Source organism: Thermophilibacter sp. ZX-H3 (genome assembly GCF_052599055.1).
In genome coordinates this window covers 26,963-51,153 of sequence record NZ_JBQXES010000010.1, presented here as the reverse complement: position 1 = coordinate 51,153, position 24,191 = coordinate 26,963, and the positions used below count along the sequence as shown (strand labels likewise).

General features: G+C 65.8%; 19 protein-coding genes. 1 reads left to right on the top strand and 18 read right to left on the bottom strand.

Annotated elements, in window-relative coordinates:
• Nucleotides 1-24: 24 nt before the first annotated feature.
• The 4 genes from ACULPM_RS05675 to ACULPM_RS05660 all read right to left on the bottom strand — a co-directional run bounded on the left by ACULPM_RS05675 (nt 25) and on the right by ACULPM_RS05660 (nt 3,897).
• The gene (locus ACULPM_RS05675; protein WP_445331506.1) at nt 25-768 is read right to left on the bottom strand and encodes an REP-associated tyrosine transposase; all 744 of its coding nucleotides are present in this window, start codon (nt 766-768) and stop codon (nt 25-27) included.
• Nucleotides 769-855: 87 nt separating this feature from the next.
• Complete coding sequence (locus tag ACULPM_RS05670; protein ID WP_445331531.1) at nt 856-1,584, bottom strand: amino acid ABC transporter ATP-binding protein; 729 nt, start codon at nt 1,582-1,584, stop codon at nt 856-858.
• A 66-nt stretch (nt 1,585-1,650) separates the two neighbouring features.
• Complete coding sequence (locus ACULPM_RS05665) at nt 1,651-2,859, bottom strand: amino acid ABC transporter permease (RefSeq protein ID WP_445331507.1); 1,209 nt, start codon at nt 2,857-2,859, stop codon at nt 1,651-1,653.
• A gap of 102 nt (nt 2,860-2,961) precedes the next feature.
• Nucleotides 2,962-3,897: a transporter substrate-binding domain-containing protein gene (locus ACULPM_RS05660; protein WP_167931191.1), complete on the bottom strand. Its 936-nt coding sequence runs from the start codon at nt 3,895-3,897 to the stop codon at nt 2,962-2,964.
• 315 nt (nt 3,898-4,212) lie between these two features.
• Between ACULPM_RS05660 and ACULPM_RS05655 the strand changes: the two genes are divergently transcribed.
• Complete coding sequence (locus ACULPM_RS05655) at nt 4,213-5,499, top strand: L-cysteine desulfidase family protein (RefSeq protein ID WP_445331508.1); 1,287 nt, start codon at nt 4,213-4,215, stop codon at nt 5,497-5,499.
• A 204-nt stretch (nt 5,500-5,703) separates the two neighbouring features.
• On the opposite strand, the gene ACULPM_RS05650 is transcribed toward ACULPM_RS05655, so the two are convergent.
• The 14 genes from ACULPM_RS05650 to alr form a co-directional block, all read right to left on the bottom strand.
• Nucleotides 5,704-6,207 carry a methylated-DNA--[protein]-cysteine S-methyltransferase gene (locus ACULPM_RS05650; RefSeq protein WP_445331509.1) on the bottom strand — a complete coding sequence of 168 codons (504 nt, stop codon included), beginning with the start codon at nt 6,205-6,207 and terminating at the stop codon, nt 5,704-5,706.
• Nucleotides 6,204-8,684: a tRNA (adenosine(37)-N6)-threonylcarbamoyltransferase complex transferase subunit TsaD gene (gene tsaD, locus ACULPM_RS05645; protein ID WP_445331510.1), complete on the bottom strand. Its 2,481-nt coding sequence runs from the start codon at nt 8,682-8,684 to the stop codon at nt 6,204-6,206. Before tsaD ends, ACULPM_RS05650 begins: the two co-directional genes overlap by 4 nt.
• A gap of 244 nt (nt 8,685-8,928) precedes the next feature.
• On the bottom strand, nt 8,929-11,979 hold the full coding sequence (locus tag ACULPM_RS05640) for a glycoside hydrolase family 3 C-terminal domain-containing protein (RefSeq protein WP_445331511.1): 3,051 nt from the start codon (nt 11,977-11,979) through the stop codon (nt 8,929-8,931).
• An 85-nt stretch (nt 11,980-12,064) separates the two neighbouring features.
• A complete protein-coding gene (locus tag ACULPM_RS05635) occupies nt 12,065-15,862 on the bottom strand; it encodes a glycoside hydrolase family 3 C-terminal domain-containing protein (RefSeq protein WP_445331512.1) in 3,798 nt (1,265 codons plus the stop codon).
• A 324-nt stretch (nt 15,863-16,186) separates the two neighbouring features.
• Nucleotides 16,187-17,326: a type II toxin-antitoxin system HipA family toxin gene (locus ACULPM_RS05630; RefSeq protein WP_445331513.1), complete on the bottom strand. Its 1,140-nt coding sequence runs from the start codon at nt 17,324-17,326 to the stop codon at nt 16,187-16,189.
• Nucleotides 17,327-17,335: 9 nt separating this feature from the next.
• The gene (locus ACULPM_RS05625; protein ID WP_445331514.1) at nt 17,336-17,596 is read right to left on the bottom strand and encodes a helix-turn-helix domain-containing protein; all 261 of its coding nucleotides are present in this window, start codon (nt 17,594-17,596) and stop codon (nt 17,336-17,338) included.
• Nucleotides 17,597-17,744: 148 nt separating this feature from the next.
• Nucleotides 17,745-18,479, bottom strand: coding sequence for a LytR/AlgR family response regulator transcription factor (locus tag ACULPM_RS05620; RefSeq protein WP_445331515.1), 735 nt, complete (start codon nt 18,477-18,479; stop codon nt 17,745-17,747).
• Nucleotides 18,480-18,518: 39 nt separating this feature from the next.
• Nucleotides 18,519-19,832: a GHKL domain-containing protein gene (locus ACULPM_RS05615; RefSeq protein WP_445331516.1), complete on the bottom strand. Its 1,314-nt coding sequence runs from the start codon at nt 19,830-19,832 to the stop codon at nt 18,519-18,521.
• A 384-nt stretch (nt 19,833-20,216) separates the two neighbouring features.
• Nucleotides 20,217-20,651, bottom strand: a complete 435-nt coding sequence (locus ACULPM_RS05610) for a DUF3783 domain-containing protein (RefSeq protein WP_445331517.1) — start codon at nt 20,649-20,651, stop codon at nt 20,217-20,219.
• Nucleotides 20,651-21,238, bottom strand: coding sequence for a rubredoxin-like domain-containing protein (locus ACULPM_RS05605; RefSeq protein WP_075278922.1), 588 nt, complete (start codon nt 21,236-21,238; stop codon nt 20,651-20,653). Before ACULPM_RS05605 ends, ACULPM_RS05610 begins: the two co-directional genes overlap by 1 nt.
• A gap of 59 nt (nt 21,239-21,297) precedes the next feature.
• Nucleotides 21,298-21,723 carry a Fur family transcriptional regulator gene (locus tag ACULPM_RS05600; protein WP_445331518.1) on the bottom strand — a complete coding sequence of 142 codons (426 nt, stop codon included), beginning with the start codon at nt 21,721-21,723 and terminating at the stop codon, nt 21,298-21,300.
• A 157-nt stretch (nt 21,724-21,880) separates the two neighbouring features.
• Complete coding sequence (tsaE, locus tag ACULPM_RS05595) at nt 21,881-22,360, bottom strand: tRNA (adenosine(37)-N6)-threonylcarbamoyltransferase complex ATPase subunit type 1 TsaE (RefSeq protein WP_167931170.1); 480 nt, start codon at nt 22,358-22,360, stop codon at nt 21,881-21,883.
• The gene (locus tag ACULPM_RS05590) at nt 22,357-22,971 is read right to left on the bottom strand and encodes a uracil-DNA glycosylase (RefSeq protein WP_445331532.1); all 615 of its coding nucleotides are present in this window, start codon (nt 22,969-22,971) and stop codon (nt 22,357-22,359) included. The genes tsaE and ACULPM_RS05590 overlap by 4 nt, the downstream gene beginning before the upstream one ends.
• Nucleotides 22,972-23,005: 34 nt before the next feature.
• On the bottom strand, nt 23,006-24,172 hold the full coding sequence (gene alr, locus ACULPM_RS05585; RefSeq protein ID WP_445331519.1) for an alanine racemase: 1,167 nt from the start codon (nt 24,170-24,172) through the stop codon (nt 23,006-23,008).
• Between the last annotated feature and the right edge of the window lie 19 nt (nt 24,173-24,191).

The window sequence follows — 24,191 nt, the reverse complement described above, 5'->3', positions numbered from 1 at the left end:
AAAAGGGACAGTCACTTTTGCACGCTACGTCGTTGCCCTCGTGATGGTGCCGCGGCCAATGCCCGTGAGCCTCTCGATCTGCCTCACGGACAACCCCGCCTCCCGCAACTCACAGAGTAGCGCATTGCGCCGAGCCTTCTCCTTGCTCTTAAGCTCCGATGCCGTCAGCGGTCCCAAAACCTCGCGCGCAACCTCCTCCGCTGCGGCGTCAGCGAGCCTTGGCCGCGCTGGCGGACGGTAGCGAACGCGCTCGGAAGAGCTCGAGAACCTGACGAACGCCTCGCGGCTGCCGAGCATCTCAAGCAGCAGCCCGGTGTCGGCGTACTCGGGAGCTCCAACGTACTCATGGTAGCTACTCCACGGATAGTCCTCCGCCGCGCACACGCCAGCCTTCGCCGGGTTGTTGTGGATGTAGCGCATGGCCTCAAGAAGATAGGACTCGCCCTCGATGGGGCTGCTGTAGAACCGCCCCTGAAACACGTGCCCCACGTGACCCCCTCGCCTGTTGAAGCGCTGGGCGTAGCGCGTGGCAAGGGAGCGCATAAGCTCGCTGAGGCAATCGCCTGGATCTTCGAGCAGCAGGTGAACGTGGTTTGCCATGAGGCACCATGCCAGGATGCTGACGCGATGCTTGCGCGCAGCTGCCACGAACATGTCAAGAAACGCCAAACGGTCGGCGTCGTCCTCAAAGAGGTTCTGCCGACCGTTTGCATAGAGAACTACGTGGTAAAAGCCAGATTCTGCGACACGTCTCGGTAATCTGGGCATAGCCCCTCCCCTCACCTTGTTGGTGAGAGATGTTATACCCCTTCAGCCCTCTGGGAAGCGTGCAAAAGTGCCTGTCCCTTTTGCACGCTACCCCTCGAGGTAGCGGGCGAGGAACTCGCGGGTGCGCGGATGCTCGGGAGACGAGAAGAGCTTAGAGGGCGCGCCCTTCTCGGCAATGACGCCCTTGTCCATGAAGACGACCTCGTCGGAGACGTTCTTGGCAAAGGCCATCTCGTGCGTGACCACGACCATCGTCATGCCATCGGCGGCGAGGCGACGCATGACCTCGAGGACCTCGCCCACGATCTCCGGATCGAGCGCCGAGGTGGGCTCGTCGAAGAGCATGAGGTCGGGCTGCATGCAGAGGGCGCGCGCGATGGCGACGCGCTGCTTCTGGCCGCCGGAGAGGTTGTTGACGTCCGCACGCGCAAAGTCAGCGAGGCCCACCGACTCGAGGTGGCGCATCGCGACCTCCTGCGCCTCGGCCTTGTCCATCTTCTTGAGGGTCACGGGCGCGAGGGTGCAGTTGTCGAGCACGTTCATGTTGTTGAACAGGTTGAAGCCCTGGAAGACCATGCCGATCTTCTCGCGCAGGCGGTTCACGTCCACGTGCTCGGCCGCGAGGTCGGCTCCGTGGAACCAGACATGCCCGGCGTCGGGCGTCTCGAGCAGGTTGATGCAGCGCAGAAGCGTCGACTTGCCGGAGCCGGAGGCGCCGATGATCGTGACTACCTGGCCGGGCATGACGTCGAGGTTGATGTCACGCAGGACCTCGAGGTCGCCGAAGCTCTTGCGCAGGCCCTCGATGCGGACCATCGGCTCGCTGACGGCTGAGCCGGTTCCGGTGGCGCCAGCGGCACGCACGTTCTTCTCGCTCATTGCTTACCCCTCCACCTTCACGGGCGTGTCGGACGTGCTGCCCACGGCCTCGGTCTTCACGTTGAAACGACGCGCAAAGCGGCCGAGCAGCCAGGTTGCCACCATCGTGAGCACGAGGTAGATGGCCGCGGCGATCAGGAACGCTGGGAAGTACTCGTAGTAGTTTCCTCCGATGGTGCGCGCCGCGAAGGTCAGGTCAAAGACGCTGATGATCGAGAGGACCGACGAGTCCTTGATGTTGATGACGAGCTCGTTGGAGAGGCCGGGGATGGAGTTCTTGATGCCCTGGGGGAAGACCACCTTGAGCATCGCCTGCCACTGGGAGAGGCCGAGCGAGCGCGCGGCCTCCATCTGCCCCTTGTCCACGGCCGCGATGCCGCCGCGCAGGACCTCCATCATGTAGGCGGTGGAGTTGAGCGACACGGTCACCAGGCCCGCGTTGAAGGGGGACCAGATCTGGTTGAGCTCCGCCCCGCTGAAGTCGCCCGTCGCGCGAATGATGCCCAGGATGCCGTAGTAGACGATCATCGCCTGGACCATCATCGGCGTGCCGCGCACCACGGTGGAGTAGACCTTGGCAAAGCCGGCGCCCACGACCTTCCAGAAGCGGACGAAGTCGTTGTCGGGCCGGTCGACCGCCTGGATGCGGCAGAAGACGAGCAGCAGAGCCAGGAAGAAAGCGATGACGGTGCCAAAGACGGCGAGCGCGATCGTGGTGCCGATGCCGGTGGCATAAGTGCTGCGGCTCACCCAGAACATCCAGATGATGTTCTGGAGGAAGTCGTCCGCCGGACGGTCGGGCGTGGCGGTGGCGACCGCCCAGGCGGAGGCAAAGCCCATGACCAGGCGGTCGACGACGAGCACGAGCGCCATCGCCCAGATGACGTATGACGCGTAGCGCAGCGCGCGACGGGCGGCCGGGCGCGCGAACGGCGAGGTCTCCGCGTAGTTCTTCCAGTGCGTGAGCTTGAACACGAGCGCGACGGCGCTCACGACGAGCCAGGCGGCGAGCACGTAGTACATCACCAGCTCGACGGTGAACGCCTGCGCGAGAAAGCTCATCGGCGGGCGCGGGGAGCTCGAGAGCAGCATGCCGACAAGCGCCACGGCGCTCGTGCCGAGAAGGACGTAGCGGTGATCGTCAAGGAAGAAGGATGCCACGCGGCCGCGCGGCCTTCTTGCCGTCTGGTCTCCGGAGGGGGCGGAGCTCATCTTTCTTCTCCTTCGCATTTCATGCGTGCGGGCGCGCGCCGAATCTCGCGGCGCGCGCCCCTATCTTACGCGATGTGCAAAAGTGACTGTCCCTTTTGCACGCTACGCCGGCTGACGATCCATGCAGGCGTTCCACATCTCCTGGCGCTCGTCCTCGGGGATGCCGGCGATGATCTCGTTGATCTTCTCGAGCGCGGCGTCCTGGCCCTTGGCGATGGCGGCGTTGTCGGGCATGAGGGAGCCCTCGAACTTCTCGTCCATCTCGAGCTCGACGAACTCGGGGTGGGTCTCCAGCAGCTTGGGCACGGAGAGCATCGAGTAGGTGATGATGTCCGCGGCGCCGCTGTTGAGGTTCTCGACGACCATGGGGACGGTCTCGGCGGGCGTGAGGTGCGTGACGCTCGGCTCGGCCTCGACGATCTGCTCGATGACGTCGTCGTACATCGTGGCGGCCTGGCCCATGATGGCCGCGTCCGCCAGGTCGGCGAAGGTCTTGGCGCCGGCCCACTGGGAGTCGGACTTGGTGATCATGACGATGTCGTCGTCAATGTAGGAGTCAGAGAAGGACGCGGAGTCCTCGCGCTCGGGCGTGACGGACATGCCGGCGCAGACGATGTCGATCTGCCCGTTGTTGAGGGCGTCGATCAGGCCGTCGAAGGAGAGCTTCACCGCGACGGCGTCCATGCCCAGGCCCTCGGCGATGATCTTGGCGGCCTGGACGTCATAGCCGTCGGCAAAGGCGCCGTCGACGTTGTCGATGGGGATGGTGAACTCGGACTCCTCCTGGACCTGCCAGTTGTACGGAGGGTAGGCGGCCTCCATGCCAACGCGGAGGGTCTTGCCGTCGCCGAGGGTCGCCTCGGCGGTGTCGGCGGCGTCATCGGCCGCGTCTGCTTCATCGGTGGTGGCGTCCTGCGCGGCGGGACCGCAGCCGGAAAGGACCATCACGCCTCCCATGCCCGCCACGAGGCTCGAGAGCTTGAGGAAGTCGCGGCGAGAGACTCTGTCAGATACGTACACGTGCGGGGTGGCCTTCATGGTGGTTCCCTTCCTTTTGTGGTAATCCCCTTCCGCGCGACGCAACCGGAGGGGACCCATTCCCCTCCCCCTTGCAAGCGGGCGCACCCGATGCGAGAAAGTTACGCGCACGTCGGCAGGATACCGCGAGGCGAGAAGAACCCCGAGCTGATAGACTTCTGGGAAACATCGCCGTAACGGGCAGCCGCGCGGGGGGCGTGCAAAGGGGACAGTCGTGCAAAGGGGACAGTCACTTTTGCACGCGAACACCGTGCAAAAGTGACTGTCCCCTTTGCACGACTGTCCCCTTTGCACGCCTTGCACGGGAGGAACGCCATGGACCAGGAGACCTACGACGCCTACGTCGCCATCCTCGAGGAGGAGCTCGTCTGCGCGATGGGCTGCACCGAGCCCATCGCCGTAGCCTACTGCGCCGCGCTCGCGCGCCAGACGCTCGGCGCCCTTCCGGAGCGCGTGGACGTGACGGCGTCCGCCAACATCATCAAGAACGTGAAGAGCGTCGTCGTGCCCAACACGGGCGGAGCTCGCGGCATCGAGGCCGCCGCCGCGGCGGGCGTGGTCGCGGGAGACGCGGAGGCCAAGCTCGAGGTCCTGGCCGGCGTGACCGGCGAGCAGATCGCCGAGATGCGCGACTTTCTCGCCACGCGCGAGGTCACCGTGGCGCCGAGCGAGCGCCCGTGGATCTTTGACATCCAGGCGCGCGTCTCGGGCGACGGCCACGAGGCGTTCTGCGAGATTGCCGGCTCGCACACCAACGTCATCCGCGTGGAGCGCGACGGCGAGGTTCTTCTCAGCGAGCCCTTCGAGGAGGCCGCGGGCGAGAAGGACGCCGGGACGGACCGCAGCTGCCTCTCCATCGAGAAGATCGTCGAGTTTGCCGGCGCGGTGGAGCTGGACGACGTCAAGCAGCTGCTCGGCCGCCAGATTGCCTGCAACATGGCCATCGCTCGCGAGGGGCTAGAAAGCGAGTGGGGCGCCAACATCGGCAGCGTGCTGCTCTCCGCCTACGGCGACGGCGTGGCCAACCGCGCCAAGGCGTGGGCGGCCGCCGGCTCCGACGCCCGCATGGGCGGCTGCGAGCTGCCCGTGGTCATCAACTCCGGCAGCGGCAACCAGGGCCTCACGGCGAGCGTCCCCGTGATCGTCTACGCACAGGAGCTGGGCGTCTCCCACGAGGAGCTGCTTCGCGCGCTCGTGGTGTCCAACCTCGTGACCATCCACCTCAAGACCGGCATCGGCCGGCTCTCCGCCTACTGCGGCGCCACGAGCGCCGGCGCGGGCGCGGCGGCCGGCATCACCTACCTCTACGGCGGACGCGCGCACGAGATCTCCCACACCGTGGTCAACGCCATCGCCATCGACTCCGGCATGGTCTGCGACGGTGCCAAGGCGAGCTGCGCGGCCAAGATCGCGAGCGCGGTGGAGGCCGGCCTGCTGGGCATGCAGATGCAGCAACAGGGCAAGCAGTTCTACGGCGGCGACGGCATCGTGGTCAAGGGCGTGGAGAACACGATCCGCAACGTGGGCGTGCTCGCGGCGCAAGGCATGCGCGAGACCGACCGCACAATCATCGAGCTCATGTGCGGGTCCGGCTCGTGCTAGGCGTGCAAAAGGGACAGGCACTTTTGCACGGTTTAGGGAACGCGCGCTCTCGGATTTTCGGAAATCGCGAGTTACGCGTGACTTGGTTTGAGGTTTTTCATGCGCAAACTGGGATCTCCGGTCAAACCGCACCGTTTTTCTCGTTTACGCATCCAAATCCGCGGCTCCAAGGACGCGTAAATCCGCTTTTCTTGAAATGCGAGTTTACGCATGCGCACGCTCAAGCGCGAGAAGCGCCCGCTTGCGCTCGAGGCCGCCAGCGTAGCCGGTGAGGGAGCCGTCGGTGCCCAGCACGCGGTGGCATGGGATAATCACGCTGATGGGGTTCCCGCCCACGGCGGCGCCGACGGCGCGGGGCGACGACCCCAGCTCGGCTGCGAGCTCGCCATACGTGCGCGTCTCCCCGTACGGGATGGCGATGAGCGCGTCCCACACGCGGCGCTGGAACGCTGTGCCGCGCGGCGCCAGCGGGAGGCCGGCCGCGCCCGGGCGCTCCCCCGCGAAGTACGCATCCAGCCAGCAACGGGCGGCGAGAAGAACCGGCGAGTCGGCAGACGCCCCATGCCCCACGTTCTTCTCGGCATCCTCCAGCCCGCGGGCAAAGTAGCGCTGCCCGTAGAACCACGCGCCGACGAGACCGTTATCTGAAGCCGCGAGCAGCATCCTCCCGAGCGGGGACTCGTAGTCGCGTGCAAAAGTGCCTGTCACTTTTGCACGGTCCAGGTGGGAGGGACGGGGGCGTCGGGGGTAGCCCAGGTGCCCAGGGCGGCGTTGGGGTCGGCGTCCAACGTGAGGGGCGAGAAGGACCCGGCGTTGTAGCTCCTCAGGGCCGCGATACCGATCATCGCCGCGTTGTCGCCGCAGGCGCGCATGGGAGGCACGGTCACGCGCACGCCGCGCTGGGTCAGCGCCGCCTTGTACGCCGCACGCAGGCCCGGGTTGGCCGCCACGCCGCCCCCGACGCAGAAGTCGGCAACGCCGGTCTCCTCCACGGCCGTCACGGCCTTGGCCACCTGCACGTCAATCACCGCGGCCTCGAAGCTCGCCGCCAGGTCGGGCAGGTTGATTGCGCGGCCGGCGCGGTTCTCGCCCTCGATGTAGGTGATGACGGCGGTCTTGAGGCCGGAGAGGCTGAAGCTGTAGTCCCCGCTGTGCATCATCGCGCGCGGGAAGTGGATGGCCTTGGGGTTGCCCTGAGCGGAGAGCTTGGAGATCACGGGGCCGCCGGGGTATCCCAGGCCCAGAGCCTTGGCCACCTTGTCGAAGGCCTCGCCCACCGCGTCGTCGATCGTGGCGCCCAGAAGCACATAGTCGCCCCAGGCGCGCACGTGCACGAGCATGGTGTTGCCGCCGGAGACGATGCTCGCCACGAAGGGCGGCTCGAGGTCCGGCGCCTCGAAGAGGTTGGCCATGAGGTGGCCCTCGAGGTGGTGCACGGCAATGAGCGGCAGGTCAGCGGCCGCGCAGAGACCCTTGGCAAAGGCGACGCCCACCACGAGCGCGCCCACGAGGCCCGGCCCCGCCGTCACGCCCACGGCCGCGAGGTCAGCGGGCGCCAGCGTGTCCACGCCGAAGTGCTCGCCGGCACGGGCGAGCGTCTCCTCGAAGACGCCCACGATGGCCTCGGTGTGCTTGCGGGAGGCAATCTCGGGCACCACGCCGCCAAAGCGCGCGTGGAAGTCGATCTGCGTGGCCACGACGCTCGCGCATACGACGCCGTGGGAGTCGGTCACGGCCATGGCGGTCTCGTCGCAGGAGGACTCGATCGTGAGGATGAGCGGGCCGGCGGCGGCAAGCACGGCCGCGGCCTCGGGCGTGCGCTCGCCGGGCACGATAGGCCACGGCCGGATGGAGGGCGCAGGCTCCGGGCGCCCGGTCGCGATCACGGCGTCCGCCGCGAGCGGCAGCGGGGCGCGCAGGATGAGCGCGTCGTGCGCGGGCTCGCCGGCAGCCGCCGGGTAGTAGCCCGGGCGACGGCCATCCTCCGTAAGGCCGAGCGCGCCGTAGAGCGCCCGGGCGGGCTCGTTCTGGTCGTCAACCTCAAGGGAGACCGTCTGCGCGCCAAGCATCTGCGCGTCGTAGGCGACACGGGCCACGAGGCGCGTGGCAATGCCCTCGCGGCGGCGCGCCGCGTCCACCACAACTTCCTCGATCTCAAAGTCGGCGCCGGCAAGCACGCCGCCCGCAAAGCCGATGACGGTCCCCTGGTCGTGCGCGACCCACCAGCTGCGACCGGGCTGGGAGAGCTCCTCGTAGAACATCTTCTCGGTCCACGGCGTGTGCGCGGCGTCCTCGTAGGCGGCGGCCTCGAGCGCGGCCACGGCGGCGGTGTCGTTCACCGTCATGGGACGCAGCTGCAGGTGAATGCCTGCGAGCGCGTCGTCGACGCCGGTGAGCTCCACGGACGCCGGCTTCTTGAGGCCAAGGCGCGTGCGCTCGGCCTCCTCGGCGTCCGAGAGGCGCGTGTAGATGGGCAGGACCAGCGCCGGATCGCCGGGCTGAGCGTCGAAGACCCCGGCCTCGACGGCCGCACGCAGAAGTCCCTCTCCCGTGGGGTACCACGCCTCCTCGGGCGAGAAGGACGCGAGGCCCGCAGCCTCAAAGCGCGCACGGTATTTGACCAGGCCGTTGCCCGTGAGCGTGAGCTCGGCCGCGTCCGCGCGACCGGCCCACGCGTCCACGCAGGCATCGGCCTTAGACACGGTCTCAGCCGGGAAGGTGCGGTGCGCGCCGGACTCGTCGAGCTCGTAGATGCCGGGGTACACCTCGCCGCGCATGGCGTCGCCCGCCACGGCGAGCGTGCCGCGGGCGCCGGCGCCCCACGCCGACCACGCCATCGCATCGAGCGCCGAGGTTCCGTACAGTGGCAGCCCCGCGCCGCACGCGAGACCCTTGGCCGTGGCGATGCCGATGCGCACGCCCGTGAACGAGCCGGGGCCGCGACCCACGAGCACGGCGTCGAGGTCGCCCATCGAAAGGCCGGCCTCCGTGAGCGCCCTCTGCGCCGTGGTCACCAGCTCCACGTTGGCCTGGCGGCGGCACATGTGGTCGCGCGCTGCCAGCACCGTCACGGAGCCGTCCGCGCCCACGCGCCCGATGGCGCAGGCCAGCATGTCCGTGGACGTGTCCAGCGCAAGGACGGTCTTCTCGGCAGGGATCGCGGCTCCGGGGTTCTTCTCGCTCATTGCGGCTCTTCTCGCTCGGTGGTTCAACCCATCCAGTGTAGCCACTCCGACCGGCACGCGCATGACCCGGAGTTTGCTCGTGCAAATCTCCGGACAAAATCGCCCTATTCCATTGTTTTCCCAGTTGGGGCGAGAAGAACCCGCGGAGCTTGCTCATGCAAACGCGAGAGGCGCAAAACGGGGCGGCGACCCATGCGAGCCGCCGCCCCGTCACGCCAGGCAGGCGTGCCAAATAAACCTGACGTCAGTGGCGCGTCTTGCGGGACTTGAGGATGCCGCGGACGGTGAGGCCCGCGATCACCACGAGGCCCACGGCGGCAACGCCGGTGATGCCCCAGCGAATCTGGTCGGCCTTCTGCATGCCGCCCACACCGGAGGTGTAGTGGCTGCCGGGCATGGCGCCGTTCATGCAGTGCGTGTTGGCCATCACGTAGAGCAGGTGGTGCACGGCGTCGCGCGCGTAGCGGTACTGCGTGGCGTCGTTCTCGTCAAAGGTCCAGGTGTCGGTGGGGTCGCTCGCGGTGAGCTTGGAGTCCGCGCCGGCCTCGATCATCTGGCCCGCGTTCATGAATACGCCCGTGTCCGCGTTGTCCGTGATGATCCAGCCGTCGAAGCCCCACTCGGTGCGGACGATGCCGGTGATGAGGTCGTAGTCGCCGCCGACCCACGTGGCGCCGATGCGGTTGAAGGCGGTCATGAGGCCCTGGCACGCGGCGATCTCGGTCGTGGCCATCTCGTAGGTGCCGTCGCCGCTGTCCTTGACGTAGCTGACCTCGATGTCACCGACCTTCATGCACATCTCGAAGGTGCGCAGGTAGATCTCGCGCGCGGACTGCTCGTTGAGCCAGGTCGCCATCGAGAACTGGCCGGTGCGGTCGCCGCGGTGGTTCTCCTGGTCGTTGAAGGCAAAGTGCTTGATGAGCGTGTAGACGCCCTTCTCGGCAGCGCCCTTGACCTCCTGGGAGGCCAGCGCGCCCGCGAGGAACCCATCCTCGGAGAAGTACTCGCCGGCACGGCCGGAGAAGGCGGTGCGGTTGATGTTCATGGCCGGAGCGTACCAGCCAGTGGCACCGCCGTAGAGGCTCTCATCACCGATGCAGATGCCCAGCTCGTAGGCGAGCTCGACATTCCAGGTCTGCGCGACCATCGCGGGGTTGCAGAAGGTCATGCCGATGCCGCCCCAGCTCCAGCCGGAGGTCGAGTCGGCGTCGGTGCCGGCCGGCTTCTCCACGGAGGCGATGTAGTCGGTGCCATAGCCCGCCTGCGTGATCAGGATGTCGTAGTCCTCGGGGGTGAGCTGGTCGAGCAGGTCGTCCCAGGCCGGGTCGTCATACTCGAGGCCGCGCATCTGAATGAGCGTGAGGCCGTTCTTGGCACCGTAGACGAGGTCGCCCTCCCATTCCTGGACGTCGGGGTTTCCCGAGTCGGTGGAGTCGAGCTGCGCGATGAGCTCCGCGGAGGCGGCCTTGCCGTAGGTATAGCTCACGCCGTCATCGCCGTTGATCTCGTTGCCCCAGGTGGAGACCTGCGAGGTGGGCTCGCCGTCGTGCGTGGGGAAGGTGCCCATCCAGTCGGAGCGGGTGAGGTAGGTGAGGTCGCCCGCGGCGTCATCGAGGCGGTTGGTGACCTCCTCGCCCGTGAGCGTGTCCGTGGCGTAGGTGGTGGTGTCCACCTCGGCGTTGTCGGGCACGTAGGTGGCCGTCATGGCAACGTTGCCCTCGACGGCCGCGCCCTTGGCGGCGAGCACGTTGTTCACGGCCTCGTGGGAGTCGCCGGCGGCGGTCACGTAGTAGGTGCCCGCGTCGAGGATCCAGGTCTTGGCGCCCAGGTAGTCATAGGAGGCGAGCTGGGACTCGTCGAAGACGATCTCCACGGTCTGGGACTCGCCGGGCTCGAGGAGCTGCGTCTTGGCAAAGCCCACGAGCGTGACGGCGGCCTTCTCCACGCCGTTGGCGCGGTCGTAGTCCGTGTACGGGCTCTGCGCGTAGAGCTCCACGACGTCCTTGCCGGCAACGCTGCCGGTGTTGGTGACGGTCACCGTGGCAGTGCACTCATCGCCCGACCAGCTGGTCTGGAAGCCCGACCACTCGAAGGTGGTGTAGGAGAGGCCATAGCCGAAGGGATAGCAGACCTCGGCATCGTAGTTGAAGTCGCCGGCGTTGCCCTGGCCGAGCACGGCGTCCTCGTAGCGGGTCTCGTAGTAGCGGTACCCGACGTAGATGCCCTCCTCGTAGGAGACGTAGTTGTACTTGGTGAGCTCGCCCGACTCGTCGAGGTACTGGTAGTCGCCGAAGTTCTGCGCCGCGGGGGCGGAGAGCGGGTTGGCGGCGAAGGTGTCCTTGGTGCGGCCGGAGGGGTTCACGTCACCGGCGAGCACGCTCGCGAGGGAGTCGATGCCGTAGGTCCCGAGGGACGGGGCATAGAGGACCGACTTGATGTTGGGGAACTGCTCGAGCCAGTCGAGCTCCAGCGCGTTGTTGGACGTGATGAGCAGGACGGTGTTATCGAAGTTGTCGTTCAGGTACTGCAGGATCTCCAGCTCCGTGGAGTCGGGCTCCAGGTAGGTGCGCGCCTGGTCCTCAGCGTTCGAGGCGTGGTTGTACATGGAGCGCGGCATGTCGCGGCCCTCGCCGGCCACGCGCTTGAGCACGAAGACGGGCGTGGTGCCCTCGAGCGAGTCGAGCACGCCGGCATCCTGCATCACGGAGAGCGGGCACTCGTTGATCGAGAAGTCCTCGTCGTCGCCGTAGCTCACCGAGCCGGAGCCCATCACGTACTTAGAGCCCTCGCCGGAGGCGTAGAACTCGACGAGCGTCTGGTTGACCTTGAGGCCGGCCGCCTCCATCGCGGGGGTCACGGCGTCCACGGTCTCGCCCTCGACGCCCATCGTGGACGCGAGGATGCCGGCGTTGCCGGCTCCGAGCGAGCGGGAGTTGCCGCCCACGAAGGAGAGCGTGGTCCCCTCGGCCAGCGGCAGGGAGGAGTCGTTGTTCTCGAGAAGGACGATGCCCTCGGCAGCGATCTGCTTGTCGAGCTCCTCCTCGTAGGCCGCGAGGTCCTCGCGGGACGTGTGGTCGGCCTTGTTGTACTCGAGGTCGAGGCCCTCCGTGTTGACGCCGGAGTTGTCCCAGCCCTGCTCGACGCCGAGGTACGAGTTGATGACCTGCGTGTAGTTGGGAAGGATGGCGTTGGCCGCCACGATGAGGGCAATAAACACCACGGCGAGCACCGCGCCCACGACGCGCGCCACGATGCGGCCTGCCCCGCCCTTCTTCTTTGGTTGCTTATCTGACATGAGGTAATGCTCCGTTCATGACACGTGAGGCCGGGCCAGGGCGAGAAGAACCTCTCGCCCCGGCCCGACCGAAAGTTCGGGCTGACTAGAACGTGGACTTGGCCTCGCCCGTCTCCTCAAGGGCAAACGAGGCAGATCCGGTCTCCACGCTCACGGAGTCATAGCTCGTACCAAACTCCTCGTTATACGCCTCGACAAAGGCGGTGAGGTCAACGGAGTGGTCGAGCGACGTCATGAACACCCCCGAGCCATAGCCCTGATCAGGCTGGTTCCAGTCATAGATGAGGCCGTCCTGCGAGTAGGTCGCCGTGGTGCCGTCCTGCTCGATCGCAATCGTCTCGCCCTTCTCGTTCTTGATGACGAGCGTGCCTTCGCCGGAGCCGGAGCCCTCGAGTTCCCAGGTGCCCATGCAGGCATAGCCCTTGTAGTGGTCGACCTCAACGGTCCCGTCGGCCAGAATGACCATCGGGATGCCCGCGTCCTGGACACTCGAGAAGAAGTAGCCGTCTCGCGTGGTTGCGGTGGCGAGCGCGGTCACCGACCAGGACCCCTCGGCGGCAGCGTCACCATAGGCATCCGGCACATACTCAGAGCCGGCGGGGTAGGTGGTGCCACCGATGGTCCAACCATCAAAGGTCATGCGCTCGACCTCATAGGGGCAGTCAGGCATCGTCACCGCCTCGCCACGCTTAATCTCCATCGCGCTCGGGTCATCGCCGGTCGCCGCATCATTTCCGGCGGCAAACGTAAGCTGGAAGGTCGGCTGCTCGCCCGCGTCGAAGCTCTGGTCAAAGTAGGCGTTATACGCGCTTACGAGCTCATACTGCGAGATGGCGTTCGGAGCCTCCTGACCGGCAACCGTCACACTCCAAGTGATGATGCCGCCCTCGTTGGAGACGGTGACAGAGCTGCCGTCGTCAGGAGTAATGACGAGGCCGTCCTCGGTGTAGTCCCACGTACCCTTGACGGTCGTGGCGCTCGGCCAGCCAGACTTGACGGCAGTGTAGGTCTTGTCTCCGTAGAAGCTCGTCGGAGCCGTGGCACCATCCTTGCCGCCGTCGGAGACGGACGTGACAAGCGGCGTGTTGCCCACGAAGGCGTAGTCATGAGTGAGGCCGTTCATCGCAAGCGAGTGCGCATAATTGTAGAGCGCACGGTGCACGGCCTCGAAGGCGGCATTCTGAATCAGCGGGTCATTCTTGTAGTCATCCTGGAGAAGAACCGCGTTGCAGACGTCGTTTTTGGGGATGCGCTCTGCGCCGAGCCAGACATGGCTGCCATTGAGCAGGCCATCGGGGCCGTCCATGCAGGACGACTCAAACTGGTCGGTGATCGTGGTTCCCCTGTAGCCAAGCTCTCCCTCGAGCCATCCGAGCAGAAACGCCTTGTTCTCGCCGGTCCAGTTGATGCCCAGGCGGTTGAAGCCGCTCATCACGCCGTTGGCACCGCCCTCGAGAACCGCCTTCTCGAACTGGCGGAAGTAGACCTCGCGCCAGGCCTGCTCGTTACCCCAGGACGGTACGCCGTGACGATACTCCTCCTGGTCGTTGCCGGCGCAGTGCTTGGTGTAGACAAGACCGCCCTTTTCGATAATGCCGCGAGTCTCCTCGGCGCAGGAGCGACCGCCCAGATACGGGTCCTCGGAGAAGTACTCAAAGTTGCGGCCAGAGTACGGCGCACGGTGGGTGTTGCAGCTCCAGCCATAAAGGGAGACGTTCTTGCTCTCAGCGGTGGCGGAGTGCAGCAGGCCCTCGCCAGTAAGACGACCGACCTCCTCGTTAATCTCGGTGCTAAAAGTGCAGGCGACAGTCTCCTTGGACGGCCACTGGGTGGCGGAGAGGCCGGAGACGGTCAACTGCGTGCCCCAGCCCTGGGAACCGTTGCCAGCGACGGTGGCGGGCTTGCCAATCTTGGCGAACGCCTGCTCCGGGTTGATGATGAACGAGACCATTTCCTCGTAGGAGAGCTTGGACACGAGCGTCTCCCAGTCGGGGTCGTCATAGTCCTTCTCGCGCATGTCAACGAGCACGAGGTCGGAGTCCTTGCCAAACTCGTGCGTCGGGACAGAGCTTGCATCGCCCGAGCCCGCCTGATAGGTGATGGGCTTGGCAAGCTCAACCAGCTCGTCGGTGTAGACCAGCTGAATGGGCGTGGTCGGGAAGGTCCCCTCCCAGTCGGAACGAGAGAGCCACGTAATGTGGTTCTTCTCGCTCATGAGCGGGTTCTTGTTGGGATCGACGTCGTCAAAGAGGTTGGTGATGGAGACGCCGGTAGCAGCGGAGACGGAATAGGTGACATCATCGAAGGCGCCATTGCTCCAAACCCAGACGAGGGAGTCATCACCGTCTTCGGTCATGCCGTCCGCCGTCGTCTTGCCCTTGGCGGCCAGCACGTTGTTGATGGCCTCATGCGAGGAGCCCGCGACGGTGAAGTAGTACTCACCGTCCTCGAGGATATAGGTCTTGGCCTTGTTGGCGTCGTAGGAGGTCAGCTCGTGCTTGGAGACGGAGATGGTCAGCGTCTCAGACGCGCCGGGGTCGAGCATCTGGGTCTTCTCGTAGCCCTTGAGCTCGATGGAGGCCTTCTCCACGCCATTCTCGACATCGTAGTCGGTGTAGGGGACCTGCACGAAGACGAGTGCAGCATGCTTGCCCGCAACCTGGCCATTGTTGGTCACGGTCACGGTAACGGCAAAGGAGTCGTCAGCCTCCTCGACGGCAAAATCGGAGTAAGAGAAGTCAGTGTAGGAGAGGCCAGAGCCAAACGGATAGGCTACGTAGGAGCTGTAATCAAAGTCGCCGGCATTGCCCTGGCCAAGGACCTTATCCTCGTAGCGGGTCTCGGGATAGCGATAGCCCACGTAGATGCCCTCGGCATAGACGTAGTTGTGACGCCAGTGGTTGCCGTAGAACTGCCCGGGCTGCCACTTATCGGACTCCGCCTGGACCTCGTCGAGCTTCTCGGGAGAGACCTGAGAGAGGTCGGCGTCAATACGGCCGAAGTTTGCCATGACGGGGTTGGCCTGGTTGTCCTTGTAGATGGTGTCGGCAAGGCGGCCGGAGGGGTTGGCGGTACCGTCAAGCACCTGAACGAGGGCGGCGCAGCCGTAGGGCAGCGGCGAGCTGTAGCCCGTAGCGGTGATGTTGCCGAACCACAGGAGCGAGTCGATGGCATCGGACCACGGACCGTCCTCCCAGCTGATGGTGTTGGAGGTCGTGATCGCAACGATCATCTTGGAGAATGTGCCGCCGCGGCGCATGCTCGCCACATTGGTAAGCATGTCCTTCTCCTCGGCGGAGAGGGCGAGATAATCGTGATCGGCATACCACTGGGCATCGCAGCCCTCATGGTCGCGGCGGCCGAGAAAGACGATCGCCACGCCGGAGGCATCGGCAAGGAAGCCTGCCGCCTCGACGTCGGACCAGGGGTTTTCGTTGACCTGCCAGCTGTTGGAGAAGGTGGAGCCGTTGGTATAGAACTCCCACGCAGCGTCGTCGAAGTCGAAGCCAGCATCCTTGGCCGCGGCGTCAAAGCCCGTCATCATGGACGGGCCGGCGTTGCCAAAGGCAACGATCTTACCGTCGGCAGGGGAAAGCGGAAGCGCGGAGCCCTCATTCCTGAGCAGGACCACGCCCTCGTTAACGATGCGCGTGCCTAGGGCAAGACCATCTTCGACAAACTTCTGCTCACCCTCGACGGTGAAGTCGTAGTCGCTCTCGTAATAGATGTTGTCCGTGACGGGCGCCGGAGAGACGGACTCGCTCGCCTCCTTGGTCTGCCCACCGCCAGACGTCTGGCAGCCCGCCAGCCCCGCCATGACGGCGGCCGCCGCGGTGCCCAGGACAAAGCTCCTGCGCGAGATTCCCTTCCTCGTTCTTCTCATCTTGCTTCCCTTCCTATGGCCCTTTCGGGCGCCCTTCACCCGCCCTGCGGCGGGACGTGACCCCATCCCCTCTCCCAGGGGCCGGCCGGGGGACCGGCCAAGGAAGGGAGGGAGAGGCCCGAAGCCTCCGAGCTCTACGATAGGAAGCTGAAAAGCGGCCAAGCGGGGCGTACGCCAGACTGCGAATCGCGCCGCACCAAAGTCCCCTCACGTCACCAATGGCGCGATTTGCGTCACTAACTGCAATGAAGCGCTGCTCACGAGCGGTGCGGAATCGCCGGCGAACGGCGCCTGCAAATGGGGGCTGTCTCCAATTCACGATCGTTACGAAGTGGCAAGCATACCCTCTGACGAGATGAGCGCCCTTATGTCCCGAGCCGTCGAGGCGGCGGCTGATCGGACAATTCCCGCCTCCACCCCAACGGAGACGAGGTCATCAAGGGAGATGTCCCTGCCCTTTCCGTTCACTGTCGTGGCATGCTCCCCATACGCCCCCGAGTTCTGGGTCAGGTCATAGGCGGGCGAGAGATGCCATGCCCCCTCCTCCTCATCGTAGACATAGGAGAAGTTCTTGGAGTGGTCGTCACGGTTGCCAATAAAAACGTTGAAGCACATGAGCCTGTAGAGACGCTCCACGTCCTTCTCGCTGTCCGTCATCCGCCACGTCAGGCGCATGAGCGTCTCATAGTCGAGATTGGGGATTCTGTGCGAGGTCTCAAGCAGGGCGCCGGCGGATACCATGTGAACCCTTCGCATCCTCGCACCATCACGGACACGATCAAACCTCCTAATCCCAAAGTACCCCTCGCAGCGCTTTGACGGGAAGAGCCTTGTCTCAGGGATGTCAATCCCGCACCTACCCGCCAGCTGCGCAATCCGATACTCGTCCGCACCGATGGACTGTGTGTCCATCGAAGACGCAAACTTGATAATCCATTCATCGCCGTCGACGCTCGTAAGAATCTTCGGACGCGCGCCTCCTGACGAGCCTCCCAGCGTAAAAAGCGCATCAAGATCACCGGTATATTCGCTCTCCAGCAGTCTGGCGCACTCCTCGGCGATGCTGTCGAGGTTAGCCGCGGCAGAAGACGGGGCAAGGCGGGTCTCCGGCTCATATTCAAGCGCCCCCATGCCACTCGACCCCACAATTGAAAGTCGGGCGAGAGGGCCGATTGAACGGGGGTCAATATGGTGCGCCTTGAGTGTCCTATCCACTAGCAGCCGTCCCCAACCATCGGGAAGACTGTCGTCAAACACGCCAAAGACTCCGTCCAGCGGATCCGGATCGGCGACAAACACCTCTCCGCTGAGGGGCAGGCTGAGGGGGCTGATGCTGAAGCCATCACGTAGCCATTCCGGACAATACTGAAACGCAAGCACGCGCGTTGCGGTCATAGCGAGCGTCCCAACTTGTTGTCCGCCCATGAGAACCCGCACTCTGTCGATATGGCTCAGCTTCTCCACGCAGTCCTCCTAACGCCTCGGCACGCCCCCTCTGCCTTCCCTCACAACTTCCTCTATGGATGCATAGCCCTTCCTGGCAAACAGAGCGGCGAAGTCATCCTCGCAGCCAAGAGCAAACGAAATCTTGACGAGCGAGGCCAGGGAGATCTGATGACTCCTCTCGAAACGCCTGAGAGATCCAAGGCTGACGCCAGACTTCTCGGCAAGCTGGGCCTGGGTAAGCCCTTTCTCCCTGCGGCGACAGACCATGCGCTCAGCAATATCGCGCATGACATCTCCCGGAAGCTGTTGATCAAGCAGTGTATTCATAGCTCATATATTAGCATTTTGGTGGTCTATGCCATAATAATCACTCATATATGAGTATTTCTCGAGAATTGCCGGCAATGCCTAAAAGGGGCCTGTCCCCTTTTAGGCATCAGAGCATGATCGAGTTCTTGTTGTTCAGGTAGTCCATGTAGGCGCGGCGGGCGTCGGCCACCTTGGAGCGGCCGATGGGCACGAGGTCGCACCCCACCACGAAGCCCTGCGACGTGAGCTGCCGCACGTGCGCAAAGTTGACGAGATAGCCCTTGTGGACGCGATAGAACCCGAACGGCGCGAGCTTCTCCCCCATCTCGTCGAGGGTCGTCAGGACCTCCTCGGTGCGCCCGTTGGCAAGGTGCACGATCTTCTCGCGCCGGTGCGCCTCGACATAGGCGATGTCGTCGACGGAGAACGTCCCCATGGCGTGCGCCATCTTGAGGGTGATTGTGCGGTTGGTGCTCGTCTTGCGGCGCTCGCGGACGAAGGTCTCTATGGCCTCCGCCATGTCCTGGTTGAAGCGGCTCTTTCGCACAAAGCCAATCGGCCGCAGGGAGAGGGACTCGAAGACCCGGTCCTCGCTGTTGGACACGTAGATGATGTCCGTCCCAAAGCCGATCTCGCGCAGGGCGCGCCCAAACTGGATGCCGTCGATGCCCGGCATCTCGATGTCAAGAAGGACGAGGTCAAAGCCCACCGAGTCCATTCGCTTGGCCAGATCCTCGAGCACGGTGTAGACCTCGACGTCCGCCTGCGCCCCGCGGAGGGAGAGCTCTCGCTCGGCGGCCGTGGCTATGGCGTCCGCGGCGAAGCGCTCGTCGTCGCAGACGGCAACGTGATACTGAAGCATGTCCCTCCCGTCCCCGGGGCATCCCGCCCCACGCGCTGCCTATGCGGGCAGCGCGAGCATTACCCTAGCCACAAACTCCCCGTCGTAGTACGAGAAGTCGGCGGCGCCGTCGTACTTCTCGGCGACCGCCCTCACGATCGAGGTCCCGTACCCGTGCCCCTCCGGGTCCTTCTTCGTGGTCACCAGCGTCCCGGCCTCGCTGCGCCTGGGCTCGCGCGAGGAGGGGTTCACCACCGTCACCGCGAGCGCCCCCTGGTCGGCGACGATCCCCAGGCGCACGTTCTTCTCGCCGCCCTCCGCACAGGCTTCGATCGCGTTGTCGAGCAGGTTCATGAGCAGGCTGCAGAGGTCGATCTCCTCGTAGGGCAGCTCGGGCGGCACCGCGATGCGCGCGCTGATCTCCACGCCGGCCGCCCGGGCCTTGGCGATCTCTATGTTCACGATGTCGTCCACGAGGTCGTTTCCGCTGGCCACCATGGAGAACGTGGGGTTGGCGCGCAGCGACATCTCTCCGAAGAACTCCTCCGCGCGGGCGTAGTCCTTCTGCTCGAGCAGCATGCGGATGTAGGCGTACTGGTTCTTCACCTCGTGGCGGAGGCGCCTCAGGCTCTCCCCGCTCTCGCGGTAGGCAAGGAGCGCCTGGTAGCGCCCCTCCATGAGGTGACGCTCCGCCTGGATGCGCTCCTTCTCCCGCAGCTCGCGCGCGAGGCGCAGGACGGCCCAGTACACCACGAGCTCCGCGAGCTGGCCGTTGAGGCAGGTGAGGAAGCTCTCGAGCGTGCTTGCCGAGTAGTAGACGAGGCCGAAGTCCGAGCGGAGGTAGAGGATGGCGCGCTCGGCGAGGCCCGAGGCGCAGACGATGAGCACGGGGATCACAAAGGAGAGCGAGACGTTGTCCTCGTCGAGCGAGTTGTGGCGCTCCAGCACGACGAGGATCGTGCGCAGCAGGAGCATGTACGCGAGCGAGGTGACGGAGGCGAGCTCTATCCCGCCCTGAAGCTCCGCGTTGAGCATGTCGGCAACGGAGAGCGAGTAGAGCCACGCGCAGATGACGAGCCCTATGCGCACGAGCTGCGCTGGCGTCTTGCGGTCCCAGAAGATGGCGCCGCAGACCACGGCCGGCGCGACGGTCCACGTGATCGAGTTGGGGAAGATGAGGTCGCTCACGGTGCCGAGCAGCCACACCACCGGGAGCGCGATCGCGAGGCGCAGCGGCAGGAGCCAGAGCAGCCGCCTGCCCGCGCCATGGAACTTGGTGAGGAGCAGCACCAGGGAGAGCGCCCAAGCGAGGTTGTAGAGCGACTCGACGCTCGCCGTGAGCGTGGTCATGAAGTTCTGCAGCAGCTCTCCCATGGTCCTCCCGATGCGCCCGCCTTACAGACAGCTTGACGGCAGCTTAAGTGTACCGAGGGAGCGCCCGCTCAACCAGGAGCTGCACAACCGGCTCGTTTTACGCCACAACGGACGCCCCGGCCGAGGCGATGGGCATGCCTGCGGGCGCGCACGGGGGCAGGCCTCTTCGGCAGGGCTCGCGCCCCCGAGGTCCTTCTCGCCTGGCGACCCTGCTCATCCAGCGCGGCCATTCCGAACGGCGCGCGCGGCCCGGAGTTTGCTCGTGCAAACCTCCGGACAAAACCGCCCGATTCCATTGTTTTCCCAGTTGGGGGAGAAGAACTCGCGGAGTTTGCTCATGCAAACGCGAGGGGCGCAAAACCTGGCAAAGGCAATCGGGCCGCGTCAGGAGGCGTTGGCGGCGTGCTCGGCGCAGACGGCGTCGATCAGGCGCACGAGCGGCCACGCGCGGTTGGTCTTGGTGAGCAGGGCCTTGGGGCCCACGACGCACCCGGTCTCGCGCGATCGGGCGAGAAACTCGTCCACCTGCGCGTCGGTGAGGCCGCACAGGAGCACGAACTCCTCCGCCGCCGGGGTCGGGCCCGCATAGGGCGGCGGCGCCGGACGGAACCCCGGCATCCGCGCGAACGCGCCCGCCGGGTCGCCCAGGCGCTCCGGAAGTGCCGTGCGCGCGACCACGCCCATCTCCTTCAGCACCGCCCGGACCGCCGCGCCCTTCTCGACAGAGGGGTCAAGCCCCCAGAGCACCGCGCACGGCGCGGGCCCCGAGGGCTTGACCTTCTTCGATCCGGCGGCCTTCTTCCTCGGCCTGCCAGCCATTAGCCGAAGTAGCGCTCGAGCAGGCCCTTGAGAGCCTTGCCGTGACGGGCCTCGTCGCGCGCCATCTCGTGGACGGTGTCGTGGATGGCGTCGAGGTTGTTCTTCTTGGCGCAGGTGGCGAGCTCCGTCTTGCCCTGCGTGGCGCCGAACTCGCAGTCGACGCGCCAGGCGAGGTTGGCCTTGGTGGAGGCCTTCATGTTGGGCTCGAGCTCCTCGCCGAGCAGCTCGGCGAACTTGGAGGCGTGCTCGGCCTCCTCGTAGGCGGCCTTCTCCCAGTAGAGGCCGATCTCGGGGTAGCCCTCGCGGTGGGCGATGCGGGCCATGCAGAGGTACATGCCGACCTCGGAGCACTCGCCGGTGAAGTTGGCCTTGAGCTGCTCGAGGATGTAGGCCTTGTCCTCGTCGGAGATGTCGGGGTTGTCCTTCACGGTCTTGCCGTAGATGCCGTACTCGTGCTCGGCGGCGAGCTTGAGCTCACCCTCGACCTTCTCGAACTGGCTGGCCGGAGCGTGGCAGACCGGGCACTCCGCCGGCGGCTCGGCGCCCTCGTAGATGTAACCGCAGACCTTGCAGACCCACTTGTCCATCGTGAAACCTCCTCGTTGTCTCGTAGGTGGCGAGGCCCCCTCGGCCTCGCCGTCCTCTCCTATGCACACGTCCCGAGAGACTCTCGGTCCGTAGGTACCGCCTCTTGCTGGCACGCGGGGCAGATGCCGTCAAACTGCAGGCTGTGCCCGCAGATCCGATAGCCGGACACCTTGGCCGCCGCCTCGTTCACGTCCTCCCCGATGGGGTCGATCATGACGTCGTCCACCCTGCCGCAGCGCACGCAGCGCACGTGGTAGTGCGGGAACGAGCGATGGTCAAAGCGGTCCGCCCCGTTGTTGATGCGCACCCGCCCGATCTTCCCCTCGTCGGAGAGCCTGTTGAGCGTACGGTAGACCGTCGCCCGGCTGATCGTGGGATGCTCCTCGTGAACGGACTCATAGACCTCGTCGGCGGTAGGGTGGTCCGCCAGGCGAACGAGCTCGTCCGCGATGATTGCACGCTGCACGGTGTTTCTCGTCGGCATGTCCACCTCCCTCGTGTCGGTCTCAGGATAGCATATTGATACTCAGTATCAATTGGGAATTTTTACTATCTTGTGCCAATGGCGTCAGGTTTGTTTGGCGCGCGGTTTCACGCGCGCCAAACAAACCTGACGCCATTGGCATGACGGAGCTGACGCGCTACAGCGTGGCGAGAAGTGCCTCTCCTCGCCCATCGTGCGCAACGAGCCGCACCTCGCGCGGCGGCTCCTCGCCGGGAGCCGCCTCGTCGTCGAGACGGGTCACGAAGACGTCCACGCGCGCGTCGCCGATCTCGTCCGCAAACTGCTCGCCCCACTCGATCGAGCACACGCCGTCGGCGCCGAGCACGTCGAAGATGCCCGTGTCCTCCAGCTGGTCCGGATCGTCCAGACGATAGAGGTCGAAGTGGTAGAGCGGCATCTCCGCGCCCTGGTAGACCATCTCGATGGTGAACGTGGGGCTCGTGACGTCGTCCGTCACGCCCATGCCGGCGGCGATGCCCTTGGTGAGCTGGGTCTTCCCCGCCCCCAGGTCGCCCGTCAGCACGAGCACGTCGCCGGCGGCGAGGGCGCGACCGAGCCGCTCGCCAAGCGCGATCGTCTCGTCGCGCGAGCACGTGCGGAAGCTCTTCTCGCTCATCGTGCCTCCCCCGCGGGGTGAGCGGCGAGCCACTCCCCCACCATCGTGAGATCCGCCTCGAGCAGCGGCTGCCACTCGACATGGTAGATGCACGCCGCCGGATGGAACGTGGGGCACACCACGAAGTGCCCCGTCTGGTGAAGCCTTCCGCGCAGCGTGGTCACGCCCGCGTTGGTTCTCAGCACGAACTGGGAGGCGAAGTTGCCCAGGCACACGATAACGTCCGGCCAGATCGAGCGGATCTGCTCGCGCAGAAAGGGCGCGCAGGCCTCGATCTCCTCGGGCCTGGGATTGCGGTTTCCGGGCGGGCGGCACTTCACCACGTTGGCGATGTAGATCTCGTCGCGCGTGAGACCCGCGCAGCTGAGAAGGGCGTCCAGCTTGTGGCCGGCAGCGCCCACGAAGGGCTCGCCCTGCAGGTCCTCGTTGCGGCCGGGGCCCTCGCCGATGAACATCACGCGGGCGTGCGGGTTGCCCACGCCGAAGACGAGGTTCGTGCGCGTGGCGCCGAGCGGGCAGAGCTGGCAGTTGCCCATGAGGTCGCGGATCTCCTGGAGCGTGACCTCGCGCGGCTTCTGATGCTCGTGCCCGGGAATGTGCATGACGGCCATGAGGTCGAGCCCCCTTCTCTCGGCTGCGGGACGCCTAGGCATAGACCTTCTCCAGGCGCATGCCAAAGTCGCAGACCACCTCGTAGTTGATGGTGTTGCGCAGGCCGGCCATCTCGTCGGCGGTGATGCGCTCGTCGCCGTCCGCGCCGATGATGGTGACCACGTCGCCGTACTCGACCGGTCGCGTCGGGCGATACGAGCGCGCGCCGTTGACGTCCACCGCGAACATGAACTGGTCCATGCAGATGTTTCCGACCTGACGGCAGCGGCACCCGCCCACGAGGACGTCCATGTTGTTGGAGAGCTCGCGCGCGAGGCCGTCGGCATAGCCGATGGGGACGGTCGCGATCTGGATGTTCTGCTTGGGGACGCGATACGTGAGGCCGTAGCCCACGCCGTCGCCCACGTTGGGATAGAGGACCCGGACGATGCGGCCGCGCACGCTCATGACCGGCTCGAGGTCGATCTGCCCGAGCGTGGTATCGGCGGGATGCAGGCCGTAGAGGCCCACGCCCACGCGGCACATGTCGAAGCGGCACTCCGGGTGGAGGATCGTCCCCGGGGTGTTGTCACAGTGGACGAGCCCGGTGTCGAGCCCCGCGCCACGCAGGGCCTCGACCGCCTCGCGGAAGCGGTTGAGCTGCAGGGCGAAGTCCCAGTCGTCGAGCACGTCGGCGGTGGCGAAGTGGGTGAAGGTGCCCGCGCACTCCAGCCCGCGGTGGAAGTCGATCGTGCGGCGAAGCTCCACCACGTCCGCGCGGCGCACGCCGATGCGCGTCATGCCCGTGTCGATGGCGAGGTGGTAGCGCGCCACGCGGTTCTCGGCGGCGGCCGCCTCGCCGAGGGCGAGCGCGAAGTCGGCCGTGTAGACGGCCGGCATGAGGTCGTACTCCACGAGCGTCCGGACGCAGTCGACGGGAGGCTCGGAGAGGATGAGGATGGGCCACTCGATGCCGGCCTCGCGCAGCGCGATGCCCTCTCGCACCGTGGCGACGGCAAACTGGTTGGCGCCCGCGGCGTGCATGGTCCGCGCGCACGGCACGGCCCCGTGCCCGTAGGCGTCCGCCTTGACGACGCACATCATCTGCGTGCCGCGCCCCAGAAGGCGCCTGAACGCCGTGACGTTGCGACGCAGCGCCGCGAGGTTCACCTCGACCCAGGACCACCTGGTGTCCGGGCTCTTCACGGAATCCCTGCCCATGGCCATCTCCCCTCGCGCC